A 16,729-nucleotide genomic window follows, 5' to 3' on the forward strand; every position below is an offset into this window, starting at 1 on the left:
GTCCGTGGCGTACGTCTAGTACGACAGCCCGTACCCGACCGGGTACAGCACCTGCTCCGGATCATCCGCCCGCTGCACGGCGACCGGCAGCTTCCCGCGCGGCTTCACACGGCCCGCGATCACCCGCGCGGCGGCCCGCAGTTCGACGTCCGTCCAGGAGTAGGCGGCCAGGCAGGCCGGGACGGACGGCAGTTGGGCCACGTCGTACGGATTGCGGATCGCGACCGCCACGACCGGCCTCCCGGTCCCCACGAGCTGCTCGACCAGCGCCTTCTGGCTGCTGCCCGCCGTGACGTTGTACGTGGCGGCCACCACCGCGTCCACGTCCCGCGCGGCCGCGACCGCCTTCGCGATGGTCGCCGCGGAAGGGGCGGTACCGGTCGACAGGGCGGTGGTGGTGAAGCCCAGTTCCGACAGTGCGCCCGCGAGCACTCCCGTGGGCGGGCCGGTCGTCCCCGACGGCGAGGCCGGATCGGCTCCGACCACGAGCACCTTGGGGTGGCGGCGCCGGGACAGCGGCAGCAGCCCGCCCTCGTTGACGAGCAGTGTGGTCGTCCGCTCGGCCATCCGGTCGGCCGCTTTGAGGTGCGTGCGGATGCCTACGGTCCGGTCGACTCCGCCCTGACTGACGTACGGCGAACGGAACAGCCCGAGCTTCGCCTTCAGCCGCAGGACGCGCAGGATCGACTGGTCGAGCCGCGCCTCGGTCAGCTCACCCTCACGCACCGCTGTCAGCACGGCGTTCCAGGCCAGGTCCAGATCCGGCGGGTTGAGCAGCTGGTCCACGCCCGCCTTCAGCGCGAGCACCGGCACCCGGTCGTCGCCGTACTTGGTCCGTACGCCCTCCATGCCGAGCGAGTCGGTGACCACGACCCCGTCGTAGCCGAGCCGCTCGCGCAGGATGCCGGTGAGGATGGGGCGGGAGAGGGTCGCCGGGTCGCCGGAGTCGTCGAGGGCCGGGACCATCAGATGGGCGGTCATGATCGAGTCGATGCCCGCGGCGATCGCCGCCCGGAACGGCGGTGCGTCCAGCTTCTCCCACAGCTCCCGGCTGTGCGTGATGGTGGGGAAGCCGGTGTGGCTGTCGACGTTGGTGTCCCCGTGCCCGGGGAAGTGCTTGGCGGTCGCTGCGACCCCGGAGCCCTGGTACCCGGCGACCTCGGCGGCCACCAGCGCGGCCACGGCCCGCGGGTCGGCACCGAAGGACCGTACGCCGATGACCGGGTTGGCCGGGTTGACGTTCACGTCGGCCACGGGGGAGTAGTCCTGCCGGATCCCCATCGCCCGCAACTCGGCGCCCGCGATCCGCCCGAGCGCCCGGGCATCGGAGCGCGACCCGCCCGCCCCGACGGCCATGGCCCCCGGGAACAGCGTCGCGGGCTTCCCCACCCGCGCCACGATCCCGTGCTCCTGGTCGGTGGAGATGAGCACGGGCAGCCCGCGGGGCAGCCCCAGGGAGGCCCGCTGGATGCCGTTGGACAGTTCGGCGATCTGGTGCGGCTCGCGGGTGTTGTGCGCCCAGGCGAAGTAGATGATGCCGCCGACCCGGTACTTCGCCACCAGCTCGGCGGCCGTACGGACCCCGATTTCCTTGAGGTTGGCGTCGATGTCGGCCTGGTCGGGGGCGGTGGCGGAGTGGCCGTAGACCCGCATCACGAAGAGCTGGCCGACCTTCTCCTCCAGCGTCATCCGCGAGACGTGAGCGCGCAGTCGCGCGTCGTCCGGTGCGCCGGCGGCGTACGAGGGCCCTGCGGCCGCGAGGGCGGCCGTGACGCCGGCCGTGGCGGCGAGGACGGTACGTCTGGAGGGCTGTGCGGTGTTTCCCGTGCTTCCCGTGCCGGTGTCGTGCACGTGCGCTCCTTCCGGAGGTGATCCACTCGGATCCGCTGAAGGAAACTTCCAAGAGGTCAGCAATAACCGGGAAGTTTCTGCCAGTCAAGGGAATGCACAGTAACCGCGCGGGGGCCGCCACCGGCGCGGTTGGAGGGGGACGCGCCGATGGCGGCGGTGCCGCCGGCCGCGGTACGGCGGAGAGGGTGGTCAGCGATCGCAGCCAGCAGCGAGGGCCGACACCGCACCGTGGTGACTCTCCGGTGGCCTGCGATTGGACGACGGGAGTCCGGGCCGGGTTCCCGGCTCGGGCCGGATTTCCACAAGTCGGTACGCGAGGTGACACAGGGGCGGGCAAGGCCGGTGAGCCGACAAGGCGGAGCCGGACGGCCGCTGCCCCGCCCGGATCTGCGGGGCGGGGCAGCGAGCGTGGTTCAGGGGCGGATCACCGGGTGTGCTCGACGAACCTCGCCGCCGTCTCGGCCAGTACCGCGCGGCCGTCGCGTGCCCACAAGCCGTCGTTGAACAGCTCCACTTCGATGGCGCCGGTGTACCCGGCCGCCTCCACGTACCGCTGCCACTCCCGCATGTCGATCGCGCCGTCGCCGATCTGGCCGCGGCCGGTCAGCACGCCCTCCGGGAGGGGAGTCGTCCAGTCGGCGAGCTGGAAGGTGTGGATACGGCCGGACGCGCCCGCGCGGGCGATCTGCGCGGGAGCCGTGTCGTCCCACCAGATGTGGTACGTGTCGACGGTGACCCCGACCTGCTGGGCCGGGAAGCGTTCGGCCAGGTCCAGGGCCTGGGCCAGCGTCGAGACCACGCAGCGGTCGGAGGCGTACATCGGGTGGAGCGGCTCGATGGCCAGGCGGACGCCGTGCTCCTCGGCGTACGGCCCCAGTTCCGCCAACGCGTCCGCGATCCGCTCCCGCGCCCCGTGCAGATCCTTCGAGCCGGCCGGGAGGCCGCCCGAGACCAGGACCAGCGTGTCGGTGCCCAGCGTCGCCGCCTCGTCGATCGCGCGGCGGTTGTCGGCCAGGGCCTCGGCCCGCTCCCGCGGGTCGATCGCCGTGAAGAAGCCGCCCCGGCACAACGTTGTCACCGTCAGGCCTGCGTCACGGACCAGCTTGGCCGTGGCCTCCAGGCCGTACGACTCGACCGGCTCGCGCCACAGGCCGACGTTGCGGATGCCCAACTGGCCGCACGCGTCGACCAGTTCAGGCATCGACAGCTGCTTCACCGTCATCTGGTTGATGGAGAAGCGTGCCAGCTCCGCGGCGCTCACTGGTTCACCCCGTACACGCTCAGCAGTGTCTTCATCCGCTCCTCGGCCAGCTTCGGGTCGGGGAACAGCCCGAGGCCGTCGGCGAGTTCGTAGGCCTTCGCGAAGTGCGGGAGCGAGCGGGCCGACTGCAGGCCGCCGACCATCGTGAAGTGGGACTGGTGGCCCGCCAGCCAGGCCAGGAACACCACGCCCGTCTTGTAGAAGCGGGTCGGGGTCTGGAAGAGGTGGCGGGAGAGGTCGACCGTCGGGTCGAGGAGAGCGCGGAATCCCGCGACGTCCCCGGTGTCGAGCACCCGGACCGCCTCCGCCGCCAGCGGGCCCAGCGGGTCGAAGATGCCGAGCAGGGCGTGGCTGAAGCCCTGCTCGTCGCCCGCGATCAGCTCGGGGTAGTTGAAGTCGTCGCCGGTGTAGCAGCGGACCCCGTCGGGGAGCCGGCGGCGCAGGTCGACCTCGCGCTGGGCGTCCAGCAGGGAGACCTTGATGCCGTCGACCTTGTCGGAGTGGGCCGAGATGACCTCGAGGAAGGTGCCGGTGGCCGTGTCCAGGTCGGACGACCCCCAGTAGCCCTCCAGCGCCGGGTCGAACATCGGGCCCAGCCAGTGCAGGACGACCGGCTCGGCGGACTGGCGGAGCAGATGGCCGTAGACCTCCAGGTAGTCCTCGGGGCCGGAGGCGGCCGCCGCGAGCGCCCGGGACGCCATCAGGATGGCCTGGGCGCCGGACTGCTCCACGACCGCGAGCTGCTCCTCGTAGGCCGCGCGGACCTCGGCCAGGGACGCCGGGCCGGTGAGCTGGTCGGTGCCCACGCCGCAGGCGATACGACCGCCCACCGACGTGGCCTCGGCCGCCGACCGGCGGATCAGTTCCGCCGCGCCCGCCCAGTCCAGGCCCATGCCGCGCTGCGCGGTGTCCATGGCCTCGGCGACACCCAGTCCGTGTGACCACAGATGGCGGCGGAAGGCGAGGGTGGCGTCCCAGTCGACGGCGGCGGGCGAGTCGGGGGACACGTCCGCGAACGGGTCGGCGACGACGTGCGCCGCCGAGAAGACCGTGCGGGAGGTGAACGGGGAACCGGTGGTGAGGGCGAGCGGTTCCTGGCGGGGCTCGTACGCCCGCAAGGCCCCGCTCGCGTCCGGGAGCTGGATGGTCACAGGGAGATCTCCGGTACGTCGATACGACGGCCCTCGGCCGAGGACGCGAGACCCAGCTCGGCGAGCTGGACACCGCGGGCACCGGCCAGCAGGTCCCAGTGGTAGGGGGCGTCGGCGTAGACGTGCCGCAGGAACAGCTCCCACTGGGCCTTGAAGCCGTTGTCGAACTCGGCGTTGTCCGGGACCTCCTGCCACTGGTCGCGGAAGACCTCGGTGGCGGGGATGTCCGGGTTCCAGACCGGCTTGGGGGTGGCCGAGCGGTGCTGGACGCGGCAGTTGCGCAGACCGGCCACCGCCGAGCCCTCCGTGCCGTCCACCTGGAACTCCACCAGCTCGTCGCGGTTGACGCGGACGGCCCAGGAGGAGTTGATCTGGGCGATCGCGCCGCCCTCCAGCTCGAAGACGCCGTAGGCGGCGTCGTCGGCGGTGGCGTCGTACGGCTTGCCGTTCTCGTCCCAGCGCTGCGGGATGTGGGTGGCGGTGAGGGCCTGGACGGACTTCACGCGGCCGAACAGCTCGTGCAGCACGTACTCCCAGTGCGGGAACATGTCGACGACGATGCCGCCGCCGTCCTCGGCGCGGTAGTTCCATGACGGGCGCTGGGCGTCCTGCCAGTCGCCCTCGAAGACCCAGTAGCCGAACTCGCCGCGCACGGACAGGATCCGGCCGAAGAAGCCGCCGTCGATGAGGCGCTTCAGCTTCAGCAGGCCGGGGAGGAAGAGCTTGTCCTGGACGACGCCGTGCTTGATGCCGGCCTCGTCCGCCAGCCGGGCCAGGTCCAGGGCGCCGGCGAGGCCGGTTGCGGTCGGCTTCTCGGTGTAGATGTGCTTGCCGGCCGCGATGGCCTTCTTCAGAGCCTCCTCGCGCGCGGAGGTGACCTGGGAGTCGAAGTAGATGTCCACGGTCTCGTCGGCGAGGACCGCGTCCAGGTCGGTCGAGACGTGCTCCAGTCCGTGCCGCTCGGCCATCGCCCTCAGCGCGTGCTCACGGCGGCCGACCAGGATCGGCTCGGGCCACAGCACGGTGCCGTCGCCGAGGTCGAGGCCGCCCTGCTCGCGCAGGGCCAGGATGGAGCGGACCAGGTGCTGGCGATAGCCCATGCGCCCGGTCACGCCGTTCATGGCGATACGCACCGTCTTGCGTGTCACGTCGTTCCCTTCGTACGCGGTCGTCGCGCCGCGTACGCCCACTGGTGAGCGTTGCAGCAAGCGCTTTCTACATACGGAGAAGCTAGCCTCTGAACCGTGGTCCGGACAAGACCGTGACCAGGACGAGTTGTTCGAGGGGGCGAACAACCGGGGGTCGGGGGCTTAAGGTCTGGTCGGAACCTTGGCCATGGATTCGGTGAGGCCGGGGCTGTTGGCCTGCTCGGAACCGTTGTCATGGGTCCGGGTGTGTACGAGGGCGACGACTAGATGCGCGACCGGAGGACGACGAGATGACGGTGACCCTGGCGGACGTGGCGGCCCGCGCGCAGGTCTCGCCCGCGACGGTGTCGCGCGTGCTGAACGGGAACTATCCCGTTGCCGCCTCAACCCGCGAGCGGGTGCTGAAGGCCGTGGACGAGCTGGACTATGTGCTCAACGGGCCCGCGAGCGCCCTGGCCGCCGCCACCTCCGACCTGGTCGGGATCCTGGTGAACGACATCGCCGACCCGTTCTTCGGGATCATGGCGAGCGCGATCCAGGCCGAGATCGGCGGGCCGGGCGGCCGTGCGGGCGGGGAGAGACTCGCGGTGGTCTGCAACACGGGCGGTTCCCCGGAGCGGGAGCTGACGTATCTCACGCTGTTGCAGCGGCAGCGTGCGGCGGCCGTGGTGCTGACCGGTGGGGCGATCGAGGACGCGGCGCACCAGGCGGCGATGGACACGAAGGTGCGCAAGCTCACGGACGCCGGGACGCGGGTGGTGCTGTGCGGGCGGCCGCCGGCGCCGGAGACCGGGGCGATCGCGCTGACCTTCGACAACCGCGGGGGCGGGCAGGAACTGACCGAGCACCTGATCGGCCTCGGCCACCGGCGGCTCGGCTACATCGCGGGCCCCGAGGAGCGAACCACGACCCGGCACCGGCTGGAGGGCCACCGGGCCGCGCTGGCGGCGCACGGCATCGAGGAGGACCCTCGGTGGACGGTGCACGGTCGCTACGACCGCAGGTCCGGCTACGAGGCGACGCTGGAACTGCTGCGGCGCGACCCGTCGCTGACGGCGGTCGTCGCCGCGAACGACTCCGTCGCCCTGGGGGCGTGCGCGGCGCTGCGCGACTCCGGGCTGCGGATCCCGGAGGACGTGTCGGTGGCCGGCTTCGACGATCTGCCGTTCAGCATCGACGCGGTGCCCTCCCTCACGACGGTGCGGCTGCCGTTGGGGGAGGCCGGGGCGCGCGCCGGGCGGATCGCGATGGGGCGGGAGGAGGCGCCGCCCGGGGGGATCGCGTCGGTGCGGGGGGAGTTGATGGTGCGGGGGTCTTCCGGGGTGCCGCGGGCTTGACGTGACCTTGCCTCCCTCGCACCCTGCTCGGGTGCCTCGTGCCATCGTTGCCCGGTCAGGAAGGTGATGCGATCCAGCGAGCCATGGCGTCGAAGGCGTCCAAGGCTCGGCGATCGTTGGGGCCGAAGTAGCGCTTGCAGTCCTCGCCGAGGCTCTCAAAACGGTCGGCCGCACCACGGGAGTCACCAGACTGCCCTGTCAGGTCTGCCAATTCGAAGCGCGCTTCGACTACTGCCGGATGGCTCTCCTGGTGCTGCGTCCGGAGTTTTCGGACACGTCGCTCCAACTCCTGGATTCGTTCGACGTAGTCCGTGTTCACGTGGAACGCGTCCGCGGGCACGAGTTGCCCGGAGGCGGGGATGTCGGAGTCGGGGGTGTGCTCGACCTGCCGAATGCTGCGGATCACGGCGCGTGCGTGCTGTGGCCGCTGCTCGGGCTTCTTGGCCAGCAGGTGCATGACGAGCTCACTCAGCTTCTCCGGAATGCCCCGGCGAACCCTGAGGGGCGGCACGGGGGGGTGGCGCAGGTGCATAGCGCTGACGGACATGATGTCGCCGTCACGGCTGAAGAACGGCGGGTTCCCAGTCAGCATTTCGTACATCACGCAGCCGAGCGAATAGAGGTCGCTGGAGTGGTCGCCGGGTTGGCCGTCCCACCGTTCAGGCGCCGCGTACTGCCATGTGGCACCGGCGCCGCGGGTCTCGGACATGTCGAGGAGACGCGCCAGTCCGAAGTCTACGATCTTGGCATGGCCGCGTTCGTTGATCATGATGTTCGCCGGCTTGATGTCCCTGTGCACGACTTCGACCTCGGTTGCGTCCGCGAGCCCCTCGCAGACCTGCACGGACCAGCGCACCGTTTGTTCCAGAGTCAGGGAGGACCCTTGCCCCATGTACATGTCCAATGATTTTCCGTCGACGTAGTCCATCACCAGATAGACCTGCCCGTCCTCCTCTCCACGGTCTCGGAGGGCGACGACGTAGGGACTCTCGATCCGCGCCATCGACTGCCACTCCTTCTCGAACCGCGCGCGCATGTCTTCGGTGAGCGCCGGCCTGCGGTTGCGCTCCCGTATGCGGTCCATGTCGAGCAACTTGATCGCGACGGGTTTTTCGAGCTTCCGGTCGAGGGCCAGCCATACGTGGCCCATACCGCCCATGCCGAGACGCCGATCCAGGCTGTATCGGCCGTCGCCGAGGATGCGTCCGCCCGTCACGCCCCCACCTCCTTTCCCTTCCCCGGATGCCACTCGTGAAGAATGTCCGACGACCGCAGCCCGTGCCGCCAGTCGGCCAGCAGGTTCTCCAGTTCTCCGGCCGCTTGCGTGAGCACATGCGCCGCATACGCCCGCTGACGCCTTCCTGCCTCACGCAGGCTGTGCTTGCGTAGCGGCGCCTGCGCCACACCAGCCAGCGCCAACACGCCGAACACCACTGCCAGAGCGGTGAGTACGCCATAGAGAGGCCCGCTGACGTACCACGTGTTGGCGGCCACGCAGGCCATGGCGAGGGCAACGGCTGTCGCGGCCATGGTCCAGGCCGGCACGATCGACTCGACCTGCTTGAGAGTCCGCGATTCCAGATGCCGGGCCAGACGGGCCGCCGCTTCGGCCACGTCGAAGGACGAGGACGGATGCGTGGAGTAGGCACACGACCAGCCCTCGACCGAGAGAGTGATCGCAGGGGGGATCAACGAGTGGGATGTCCGTGCCATCGAGGCCGCCGACGCGCGCACGCTCTCCCAAACGCAATTCAAGGCGAATCGTCGGGCCGGCGCGCCCAAATGGAGAGCATCGGGCTCGAAGACGGCGCGCGCCAGGAGGGTGGCGAAGTCAAGACGCTCGTCCTCCGGTGCGGACTCTTCGGCCGTTGCCTCTGCGGCATCGACGTCGCCGGCGTGTTTGATCAGCGCACGCAGTCGAGCCATCCGTTCTTGGAGCTCCGCCTCGTCCGGTTCGAGCTGGTCGATCAAGTGGTCCAGGGCGCTTTCCGCGTAGCGGCCCTTGCGCACGGGTAGGTCGGCGACGTCCGGAAAGGACTTCAGATACTCCAGGGCGCCGTCTAGGGCCGTGGCGGTCCGCCAGCCGTTCTCCAGCGCGGGCCACTCCAGACCCGTCAGCTTTCGCAGGGCCGCGAAGCGGTCGTCGGACGGTTCTTCGCCGAATTCCATCAGGCGGCTGGCCCAGGGAGCGAGGTGAGGGCTTTGCGCCTGCCCTGGCACGGCTCGTAACACGGCCTTGTCCTCACGGAACCAGCGTGCCATCGCCTCACCGGCGTAGGTGTAGGCGTCGTAGCCGAGCTCGGCGTTTGCAATGGCCTCGAGCACCACGCCGAACTCCGGGCCGAGGTCGTCGCGGTTGAGTGAATTGAGGTAGCGGTCCATCCAGCCCGCGGCCTCGCTCTGTCGGCCCAGACTCGAACACGTCAGGGCGAAGAAGAGTTTGGCCTTCGCCGAGTCGAGCCACACCGCGTGTGCTGTCGCTCTGGAGGCACGTGTCGAGTCCCCCGTGTGCCGGGCCGCCACCGCCATGATCGCCGGAGCCAACCAGTACGTCGGCTCGACGAGGAACTGCTCCCTGACACAGGCTTCGACGGTGTCCTTGTCGACCAGCCCTCCGTCCACGGCCTGAACAGTCATGCTGTGTGTCAGGCCTCGGGCCAGGCTCCGGACCCGCTCGCGATGGGCGAAGTCCGCCTTCCATACGACGGTCAGCTGCGTCAGCTCCGCCTGAGCATTGGCAACGACTTGGTCTTTGCCGTACCGCTCCACGAAGTCGTTCAGCAGGTCCTGGCTCGCCGCCACCGTCTGGCTCACCGTCGACAGCGCCTGTGCCACCTGGTCGTGTTTGGCCCGCAGGGCCGTCAATTCGATGTGCAGCGCCGTCATGTCGGTCCGCGAAGCGGACACGTCGGCGCGCAAAGAAGACAGGTTGCTACTCACTGTGGTCAGGTCGCTGCACAGCGGCGCCAGTAATTCCTCGATGTCCCGCTGGTCGTCCATGACGCCCCCCGATGCCATACGGCTCACACGGAGCCGTTCTCAAGACAGTTCACCACCAACCCCCCTACCATTCCGGGCAAGTTGGTAATCCATACATTGCCAAGGGGGAGGGCGTCATGCTGCAGCACACGACTCCGGTGAGCCGTCTGTTCTTCGGCCGGGACGACGCCGAGCACGACATGGCGGACGGTCTCCTGGGTGGAGCCTTCCTGGACACTTACGCCTATCGAGAGGCTCTCTCCGGGCGTAAGTCACTGATCATCGGCCGCAAGGGGGCGGGCAAGAGCGCGATCTGCCGGCAGTTGGGGACCACGGGCGGATATTCCGGCACCGCGGTTCTTATCACTCCCGACGACGCCGCAGGCGATGAGATCCGACGGTTCGAGCTTCAGGGAGTCTCCGGTGACACCGCCAAGTCTCTGATCTGGCGTTACGTCTTCGCCGTGCACGCGGCACGGTACCTCTGCGAGCACGCGCGTGTGGCGCACGGCTGGCGCGCACGCTCTGCCGTACGGGCCCTGCGCGACTTTCTGGAGGCGAACGACGAGTCGGGCGAAGAGCGCCTCTACGACAGACTCCGCCGCGGGGCCCGGGGCCTCCAGTCGGCGAACCTCGCGCTCAAGGCGTTCGGTATCGAGGCGGGACTCGAGTTGAACGGGGCCTCTGAGGGTGCGCGTGCCAGCCGGCAGCTGGAGGTCCTGGAAAGCGGCGTGGCAGCGGCCTTCGACGACCTGGGGTGCGCCGCGGCACATCCGCCGCTGCTCTTCCTGGTGGACCAGCTCGAACAGGTCTGGACGATGGATCCGGACAGCCATGCCCTGGTCACCGGGCTGCTGTTGGCCGGCAAGCAGGTCACGGGACGCTACGGCAGCGCCGTGCGCTGCACACTCTTCATCCGGGCGGACATCTACGACACCCTCAATTTCGGAGACGCCGACAAGTTCCACAGCGACGAGTTGCGCATCTCCTGGACTGCGGGCGAGCTGGCGAATCTTGCCTTGACCAGGGCGGCGGCTTCACTCAAGGCGGCGGAACTGACTGCGGAGCAGCTGTGGGGGGACGTGTTCCCTACGGCGGTGCACGGCGAGCCGACCGTTGAGTACCTGTGCCGACGGGCACTTCCGCGTCCCAGAGACATGATCCAATTCCTGAACGCCTGCCGGGATGCCGCCGACCAGCGTGGCAGCCAGCGGATCACCGAGGAGGACGTGAGCTTCGCCACCGATCAGTTCTCCCGCTGGAAGCTCACGGACCTGGCGAGGGAGTACGCGGTAACCCATCCGTTCCTCAGTCAGCTCTTCCTGCTGTTCGACAACCACGGCTACGTGGTGATGCTGCCGGCCCTCGAAACGCGGTTCGAGCCCCACCGAGAGCGACTGCACCAGGAATTCGCCGATTACGCCGACGGCCTCACCGTCCGAGGGGTGATCGATGTCCTGTTCAGCATCGGATTCCTCGGCGTCAAGCGAGGCCACAAGGTCGTGTACGCCGATGGCGCGCAGACGCCCCCGCAACTCGACGAGGAAGAGTTCCATGTGCATCCGTGCTTCAGGCCGGCGCTGGGCGGCCTGGGGCCGATGGAGCTGACCGCTTACAGCCCTCGGGGGAATTTCGCCATCAGTGGCGGCAGCCATCAACTCCAGATCCAGGCGGGCCGGGACATCTCACTGGGCGTGAGCCGCGACTCACGTCTCCTGGACGACGTCACCCGGGCCTGTGAACGGCTGCTCCGCCAGTTGATGCGGGCGGGCCTGCAGGACGACATCCGGAACGAGGTAGAAGCACAGATCGGCCGTGTCCTGGACGACACCCGTCGCGCCCGAGAGGATCTGCGCGGCGGGACTGTGGTCGACGTGACGCGCCACGTCCTCAGCGCCTCGGGCTACTTCGGTCGTCTGGCCGTACAACTCGGTGACCACGGCATCAGGGACGAGCCGATCACCCGTCGCCTGGAGGACGAGGCCCGCGTCCTGATCCGGTCGGCCGGTGGCGCCGTCGGCGGTGGTGGCGGGTCCGACTCCTCTCCCTGAGATCGCTCTGTCCGGGATCGGTGTTCGTTGTCCACTCCACCCTGCGCCTCAGCACGTTCCATGGGGGGACCTCGAGAGTCTCGCTGGTTCGTCCCGAGCTCCGTAACGTCTGGGCATGCCGAGACCCTGCGCGGGCTGCGTGACTGTTGGACGATTACCAAGAACCGATGAGTTCTGCACCGCCTCGTGGTCTGCATTCCCGTAATGCACGCCAGACGACGTACTGGAGAAGACCTCATGCGCATCGTGATCACCGAGTTCATCAGCCTGGACGGCGTCGTACAGGCGCCCGGCGGGCCGCAGGAGGACACCGACGGGGGCTTCGCGCACGGCGGCTGGTCGCACCCGTACTTCGACGAGGAGGTGCTGGGCGGCGCCTTCGACGCGGGTCTCGGCAGTGCCGAGGCGTTGCTGTTCGGGCGGCGTACGTGGCAGACGATGGCGGGGGCCTGGCCCGAGCGGGCCGGGGACCCGTTCGCCGACCGGATGAACTCCCTCAAGAAGTACGTCGTCTCCAGCACCCTCGGCGAGGCCGACCTCACCTGGAACAACACCTCGCTCATCCCCGGCGGCCAGGCCGTCGCGCGCATCCGGGAGCTGCACGAGGCCGAGGGCGGCGACCTCGCGATGATGGGCAGCCCGACGCTCGTGCGCACGCTCCTGTCCGAGGGCCTGGTCGATGAGCTCCAGCTCATCGTCATGCCGGTGCTTCTGGGCGGCGGCAAGACGATCTTTCCCGCCGACGGTGGCAAGCGCCCGATGGAGCTGGTCTCGACGACCACCGCCAAGACCGGCGCGCAGGTGTGCGTCTACCGGCCGGCCACCGCGGTCTAGCCCCGGCTGTCCTGGACGTCTAGGCTCGACCCCACGGAATCTCTGACTGAGTCAACCATTCGGGGGTCGTGGCCATGACCGTCCAGGACATCCGCTCCTTCAACCGCTTCTACACGAACGTCATCGGCGCGCTCGACTACGGCCGGCACCTCTACGCCCCCTACACCCTCACCGAGTCCCGCGTGCTCTACGAGCTCGCCCACGCGCCGCGCACGGACGCCGCCGACCTGCGGGCCCAGCTGCACCTGGACGCCGGGTACCTGAGCCGCATCCTGAACAAGTTCGAGGAGGACGGGCTGGTCGAGCGCGGCCCCTCCGAGACAGATCCGCGGCGCCGCCGCATCACGCTCACCTCGCCCGGCCGCGAGGCCGCCGCGCTGCTCGACGAGCGGGCGCGGGAGACGGTCGGAGCGCTGCTTGACACAGTGCGGGCGGAGGACCGGCCCCGGCTGGCGGAGGCACTGCGCACCGTCCGGGCGCTTCTCGGCGACGGCCGGGCCCCACGCCCCGAAGACGTCGTCCTGCGCGAGCCCGCCCCCGGCGACCTCGGCTGGATCGTGCAGCGCAACGCCGCGCTGTACGCCGCCGAGTACGGATTCAACGCCGACTACGAGGGCCTGGTCGCCCGGATCGTCGCGGACTACGGCGAGGACCACGACCCGCATCTGGAGCGCACCTGGATCGCCGAGCTGGACGGGCGGCCGGTGGGGTGCGTGATGTGCGTCCGGGACGAGCAGCAGCCCGAGGCCGCCCGGCTCCGGCTGCTGCTCGTCGAGCCGGACGCACGCGGCCTGGGCATCGGCGACCGGCTGGTGGGAGCCCTCGTCGACTTCGCCCGCGAGGTCGGCTACCGCGAGGTGGTCCTGTGGACCAACGACATCCTCGGCGCCGCCCGCCGTATCTACCAGCGCCACGGCTTCGTGCTGGTCGCGGAGAAGCCGCACCGCTCCTTCGGCCAGGACCTGACCGGCCAGGACTGGCGACTGGATCTTCACGCAACACCGGAGCGACGAAGGGGAGTCGCGGGCGGGGGCGCCGGGTAGGGTCCGTCACCATGAAGCTGGCGTTCTCCACCCTCGGTGTCCCAGGCATGCCCCTGCCCGACGTCCTGCGGCTCGCGACCGCGCACGGCTACCACGGTGTGGAGCTGCGCACCCACCCCGAGGAACCGGTCCACCCCGGCCTCGGCTCCGCCGAACGGGCCGAGGTCGCGGCCGAGTTCAAGGGGTCGGGCGTAGAGATCCTGGGCCTGGCGGGATACGCGCGCGTCGCCGCGCCGGGCGACGACGAACCCGTCCTGGCCGAGATCCGTACCCTCCTCGACCTGGCCCGCGACCTCGGCGCCCCGTACATCCGGGTCTTCCCCGGCGGCGACCTGGACGTCCAGACCCCCGAGGAGGCCGACGCCACGGCCGCCCGGCGGCTGGGCACGGCCGCCGAGTACGCGAACGACCTGGGCGTACGCATCCTCCTGGAAACCCACGACTCGCACCGCACCGCCGCCGACGCGATGCGCGTCCTCGGGCTCGTCGGCCACCGCCAGGTGGGCGCGCTCTGGGACGTCATGCACACCTGGCTGGGCGGCGAACAGCCCTCGGAGACCTACGCGGCGCTCTCCCCCCACCTCGGCTACGTCCAGGTCAAGGACATCGCCTCCGCCGACGACACGACCCCCCTGCCCCTCGGCGCGGGCGTCCTGCCCCTGGCCGAGTGCGTCGAGATCCTCTCCCGCCACGGCTGGGACGGCTGGCTGTGCTGGGAGTACGAGAAGCGCTGGTACGAGACGGCGCAGCCACTGCCGGAACTGCTGGGGGCCGGGAGCGAGCATCTGAGCAGGTTGCTGAACGAGTCGGCGTGACGGGGCGGTTCCGCGGAAACCGCGTTGCCGCCCCGCCCTCACCTCGCTAGCGTCCCCGCCCATGCCCCCGACACTGCGCACCCCCCGCCTCCTCCTGGACCCCTACACGCCGGAGGACGAGGAGAGCTTCGTCGCCCTGTTCCAGGACACGCGGGTGTCCCGGTGGATGGGGGACGGTCCTTCTCCCGAGGCGGACGACCGGGCCCTGTTCGGGCGGATCTTCACCAAGGTCTACGCCCAGGACCTGTTCGACGTGTGGGCGGTCCGGCGCGACGGGCGGCTGGTCGGGCACGCGGAGATCAAGCGGACGGACGAGGCCGAGGGGCACGAGATCGTCTACGCCCTGGCTCCCGAGGCATGGGGAAGCGGGCTGGGGACGGAACTGGCCGAGGCGCTCGTGGCGTACGGGTTCCGGACGCTCGGGCTCAGCGAGGTGCACGCCACCGTGGACGCGCGGAACACGGCCTCGCTGCACCTCCTCCGCAGGATCGGATTCGCGCACGTCAGGGACATCGAGGAGGACGACGGGGGCCTCACCCGGGTACTGACCCGACCGGCGCGGTGATCTTCTCAAGAATCCGGCAAGAAATTCTTACCCGATCGTGCAACCTTTTCTGCCCTCCGTGGGTCGTACATGGCGTCAGGACTTCTGGGGGGGAGATCTGGGGGGATCGCGGGGTTCCTGACGGGAGGGGAAAGGCCGAGGGGGCCCGGTCGACGGACCGGGCCCCCTCGAAACCGTTCGGGGCCGTTCACGGCCTCAGAAGAATCCGCCTCAGAAGAATCCGCCTCAGAAGGAGACTCCTCAGAAGAGCACTCCTCAGAAGAAGACGCCGCACCTCAGCAGCACGTTCGCGTACGGCCGTGCCTCGCCCGTGCGGACGACCAGCCGCGCACCCGCCGACAGCTCCTTGAGCCGCTCGTGCGATACGAGGGTGAGCGACGGGAAGTGGCTGTCCAGGAGCTGCGAAGCCGCCGTGTTCGCTTCCCGTACCTCCGTCGCCGCCGTCGCGCCTTCGACCACCAGCTCGGCCAGCAGCCCTTCCAGCACCTCGGCGAACGCCGGCACCCCGGCCCGGAAGGCCAGATCCACCACCCGGGGGCCGTCGGGGATGGGCATGCCCGCGTCGCACACCAGCATCCCGTCCCCGTGGCCCAGTTCGGCCAGCGCACCGGCGAGGTGACGGTTCAGTATTCCGGCCTTCTTCACTTGGACCCACCTTGCGAACCCGATGCGCGGGTGCTGCCCGCCCGTCGGCCGGGGGTCCGGGGGTTGTCCCCCGGGTCAGCACAGCACTGCTGAGCGACCTCCGCCGCCGTCGGGAAGGACGCCTGCGCGCCCTCCTTCGTCACGGTCGCCGCGCCGACCCGCGCCGCGTACGCCGCCGCCTCCGCCAGGGACGCGCCCGCCCCCAGCCGGAAGGCCAGCGCGGCGGTGAACGCGTCTCCCGCGCCGGTCGTGTCCACGGCGCTCACCTTCACGGACGGGACCCGGGAGACCCCCTCCGACGACGCCACCAGCGCACCCTCCGCGCCCAGCGTCACCACCACCGACCGCGGGCCCTTCGCGAGCAGTATCCGGGCCCAGTCCTCCGGGCTGTCCCCCACCGCGGCCGAACCCAGGATCACCTTCGCCTCGTGCTCGTTGACGATCAGCGGGTCGCAGGCCGCCAGCACCTCCGAAGGGAGCGGGCGCGGCGGCGACGGGTTCAGTACGAAACGGCTGTCCGGAGCCAGGTTCCGTACGACCGCCGCCACCGTCTCCAGCGGAATCTCCAGCTGCGCCGACACCACCCGGGAGCCCTGGAAGAGGCACCCGGCGGCGCTCACGTCCTCCGGGGCCAGCCGGCCGTTGGCGCCCGGCGAGACGACGATGCTGTTGTCCCCGGACGGGTCGACCGTGATCAGAGCGACCCCGGTCGGCGCGCCGCCCACCAGGACACCCACCGTGTCGACACCGGCCTCCCGCTGCGACTCCAGCAGCAGACGGCCGTGCGCGTCGTCGCCGACCCGGGCCAGCAGAGCCGTGCGGGCCCCCAGCCGGGCGGCCGCGACCGCCTGGTTCGCGCCCTTGCCGCCCGGGTGGACGGCCAGATCGGAGCCGAGCACGGTCTCGCCGGCACCGGGCCGGCGCTCGACACCGATCACCAGGTCGGCGTTGGCCGACCCCACGACCAGGAGGTCGTAGTCGTACATGAGTTGTCTCCCCACGTGAGTGACAGTGCCGGGCGGCCCCATGAGCTGGGCGCCGCCCGGCCG

The 16,729-nt window shown here is 70.2% G+C and carries 14 protein-coding genes; 6 read left to right on the plus strand and 8 right to left on the minus strand.

Translation table 11 applies throughout. The features are described 5' to 3' along the window. Positions 1-15: 15 nt before the first annotated feature. From OG542_RS25925 to OG542_RS25940, 4 genes are all read right to left on the minus strand, one after another. The gene (locus OG542_RS25925; protein ID WP_328413844.1) at positions 16-1,851 is read right to left on the minus strand and encodes a glycoside hydrolase family 3 protein; all 1,836 of its coding nucleotides are present in this window, start codon (positions 1,849-1,851) and stop codon (positions 16-18) included. 424 nt (positions 1,852-2,275) lie between these two features. Beyond that, positions 2,276-3,112: a sugar phosphate isomerase/epimerase family protein gene (locus OG542_RS25930; protein WP_328413845.1), complete on the minus strand. Its 837-nt coding sequence runs from the start codon at positions 3,110-3,112 to the stop codon at positions 2,276-2,278. Next, a complete protein-coding gene (locus OG542_RS25935) occupies positions 3,109-4,263 on the minus strand; it encodes a dihydrodipicolinate synthase family protein (RefSeq protein WP_328413846.1) in 1,155 nt (384 codons plus the stop codon). Before OG542_RS25935 ends, OG542_RS25930 begins: the two co-directional genes overlap by 4 nt. Further along, complete coding sequence (locus OG542_RS25940) at positions 4,260-5,411, minus strand: Gfo/Idh/MocA family protein (RefSeq protein WP_328413847.1); 1,152 nt, start codon at positions 5,409-5,411, stop codon at positions 4,260-4,262. The genes OG542_RS25935 and OG542_RS25940 overlap by 4 nt, the downstream gene beginning before the upstream one ends. Before the next feature lie 290 nt (positions 5,412-5,701). Here OG542_RS25940 and OG542_RS25945 point away from each other — a divergent pair, with 290 nt between their 5' ends. After that, positions 5,702-6,748: a LacI family DNA-binding transcriptional regulator gene (locus OG542_RS25945; RefSeq protein ID WP_193478204.1), complete on the plus strand. Its 1,047-nt coding sequence runs from the start codon at positions 5,702-5,704 to the stop codon at positions 6,746-6,748. 55 nt (positions 6,749-6,803) lie between these two features. Here the strand turns inward: OG542_RS25945 and OG542_RS25950 are convergent, their stop codons facing one another. Both OG542_RS25950 and OG542_RS25955 read right to left on the minus strand, forming a co-directional pair. Further along, positions 6,804-7,964, minus strand: coding sequence for a serine/threonine-protein kinase (locus OG542_RS25950; protein ID WP_328413848.1), 1,161 nt, complete (start codon positions 7,962-7,964; stop codon positions 6,804-6,806). Continuing rightward, positions 7,961-9,748 carry a hypothetical protein gene (locus OG542_RS25955; protein ID WP_328413849.1) on the minus strand — a complete coding sequence of 596 codons (1,788 nt, stop codon included), beginning with the start codon at positions 9,746-9,748 and terminating at the stop codon, positions 7,961-7,963. Before OG542_RS25955 ends, OG542_RS25950 begins: the two co-directional genes overlap by 4 nt. Positions 9,749-9,864: 116 nt before the next feature. On the opposite strand from OG542_RS25955, the gene OG542_RS25960 reads away from it, so the two are divergent. From OG542_RS25960 to OG542_RS25980, 5 genes are all read left to right on the plus strand, one after another. Next, positions 9,865-11,778: a P-loop ATPase, Sll1717 family gene (locus OG542_RS25960; RefSeq protein WP_328413850.1), complete on the plus strand. Its 1,914-nt coding sequence runs from the start codon at positions 9,865-9,867 to the stop codon at positions 11,776-11,778. Between the two features lie 237 nt (positions 11,779-12,015). Next, a complete protein-coding gene (locus OG542_RS25965) occupies positions 12,016-12,612 on the plus strand; it encodes a dihydrofolate reductase family protein (protein ID WP_328413851.1) in 597 nt (198 codons plus the stop codon). Between the two features lie 74 nt (positions 12,613-12,686). Next, positions 12,687-13,655, plus strand: coding sequence for a bifunctional helix-turn-helix transcriptional regulator/GNAT family N-acetyltransferase (locus OG542_RS25970; RefSeq protein WP_328413852.1), 969 nt, complete (start codon positions 12,687-12,689; stop codon positions 13,653-13,655). Positions 13,656-13,666: 11 nt separating this feature from the next. After that, positions 13,667-14,470 (plus strand): sugar phosphate isomerase/epimerase family protein, encoded by an 804-nt coding sequence (locus tag OG542_RS25975; protein ID WP_328413854.1) that lies wholly within the window; start codon positions 13,667-13,669, stop codon positions 14,468-14,470. 61 nt (positions 14,471-14,531) lie between these two features. Further along, complete coding sequence (locus OG542_RS25980) at positions 14,532-15,035, plus strand: GNAT family N-acetyltransferase (RefSeq protein ID WP_328413855.1); 504 nt, start codon at positions 14,532-14,534, stop codon at positions 15,033-15,035. Positions 15,036-15,290: 255 nt separating this feature from the next. Here the strand turns inward: OG542_RS25980 and rbsD are convergent, their stop codons facing one another. Beyond that, positions 15,291-15,680 (minus strand): D-ribose pyranase, encoded by a 390-nt coding sequence (gene rbsD / locus OG542_RS25985; protein ID WP_328413856.1) that lies wholly within the window; start codon positions 15,678-15,680, stop codon positions 15,291-15,293. Continuing rightward, complete coding sequence (locus OG542_RS25990; RefSeq protein WP_311125828.1) at positions 15,677-16,666, minus strand: ribokinase; 990 nt, start codon at positions 16,664-16,666, stop codon at positions 15,677-15,679. The genes rbsD and OG542_RS25990 overlap by 4 nt, the downstream gene beginning before the upstream one ends. Positions 16,667-16,729 lie beyond the last annotated feature (63 nt).

Origin of the sequence: Streptomyces violaceus (genome assembly GCF_036014075.1) — a bacterium.
GTDB classification, from domain to species: domain Bacteria; phylum Actinomycetota; class Actinomycetes; order Streptomycetales; family Streptomycetaceae; genus Streptomyces; species Streptomyces violaceus.

Excerpts from the sequence above, each read along its gene's own strand:
- OG542_RS25980 (WP_328413855.1), top strand. The coding sequence starts at position 14,532 with ATGCCCCCGACACTGCGCACCCCCCGCCTCCTCCTGGACCCCTACACG.
- OG542_RS25975 (WP_328413854.1), top strand. The coding sequence starts at position 13,667 with ATGAAGCTGGCGTTCTCCACCCTCGGTGTCCCAGGCATGCCCCTGCCC.
- OG542_RS25990 (WP_311125828.1), bottom strand. The coding sequence starts at position 16,666 with ATGTACGACTACGACCTCCTGGTCGTGGGGTCGGCCAACGCCGACCTG.
- OG542_RS25960 (WP_328413850.1), top strand. The coding sequence starts at position 9,865 with ATGCTGCAGCACACGACTCCGGTGAGCCGTCTGTTCTTCGGCCGGGAC.
- OG542_RS25955 (WP_328413849.1), bottom strand. The coding sequence starts at position 9,748 with ATGGACGACCAGCGGGACATCGAGGAATTACTGGCGCCGCTGTGCAGC.
- OG542_RS25945 (WP_193478204.1), top strand. The coding sequence starts at position 5,702 with ATGACGGTGACCCTGGCGGACGTGGCGGCCCGCGCGCAGGTCTCGCCC.
- OG542_RS25970 (WP_328413852.1), top strand. The coding sequence starts at position 12,687 with ATGACCGTCCAGGACATCCGCTCCTTCAACCGCTTCTACACGAACGTC.
- OG542_RS25965 (WP_328413851.1), top strand. The coding sequence starts at position 12,016 with ATGCGCATCGTGATCACCGAGTTCATCAGCCTGGACGGCGTCGTACAG.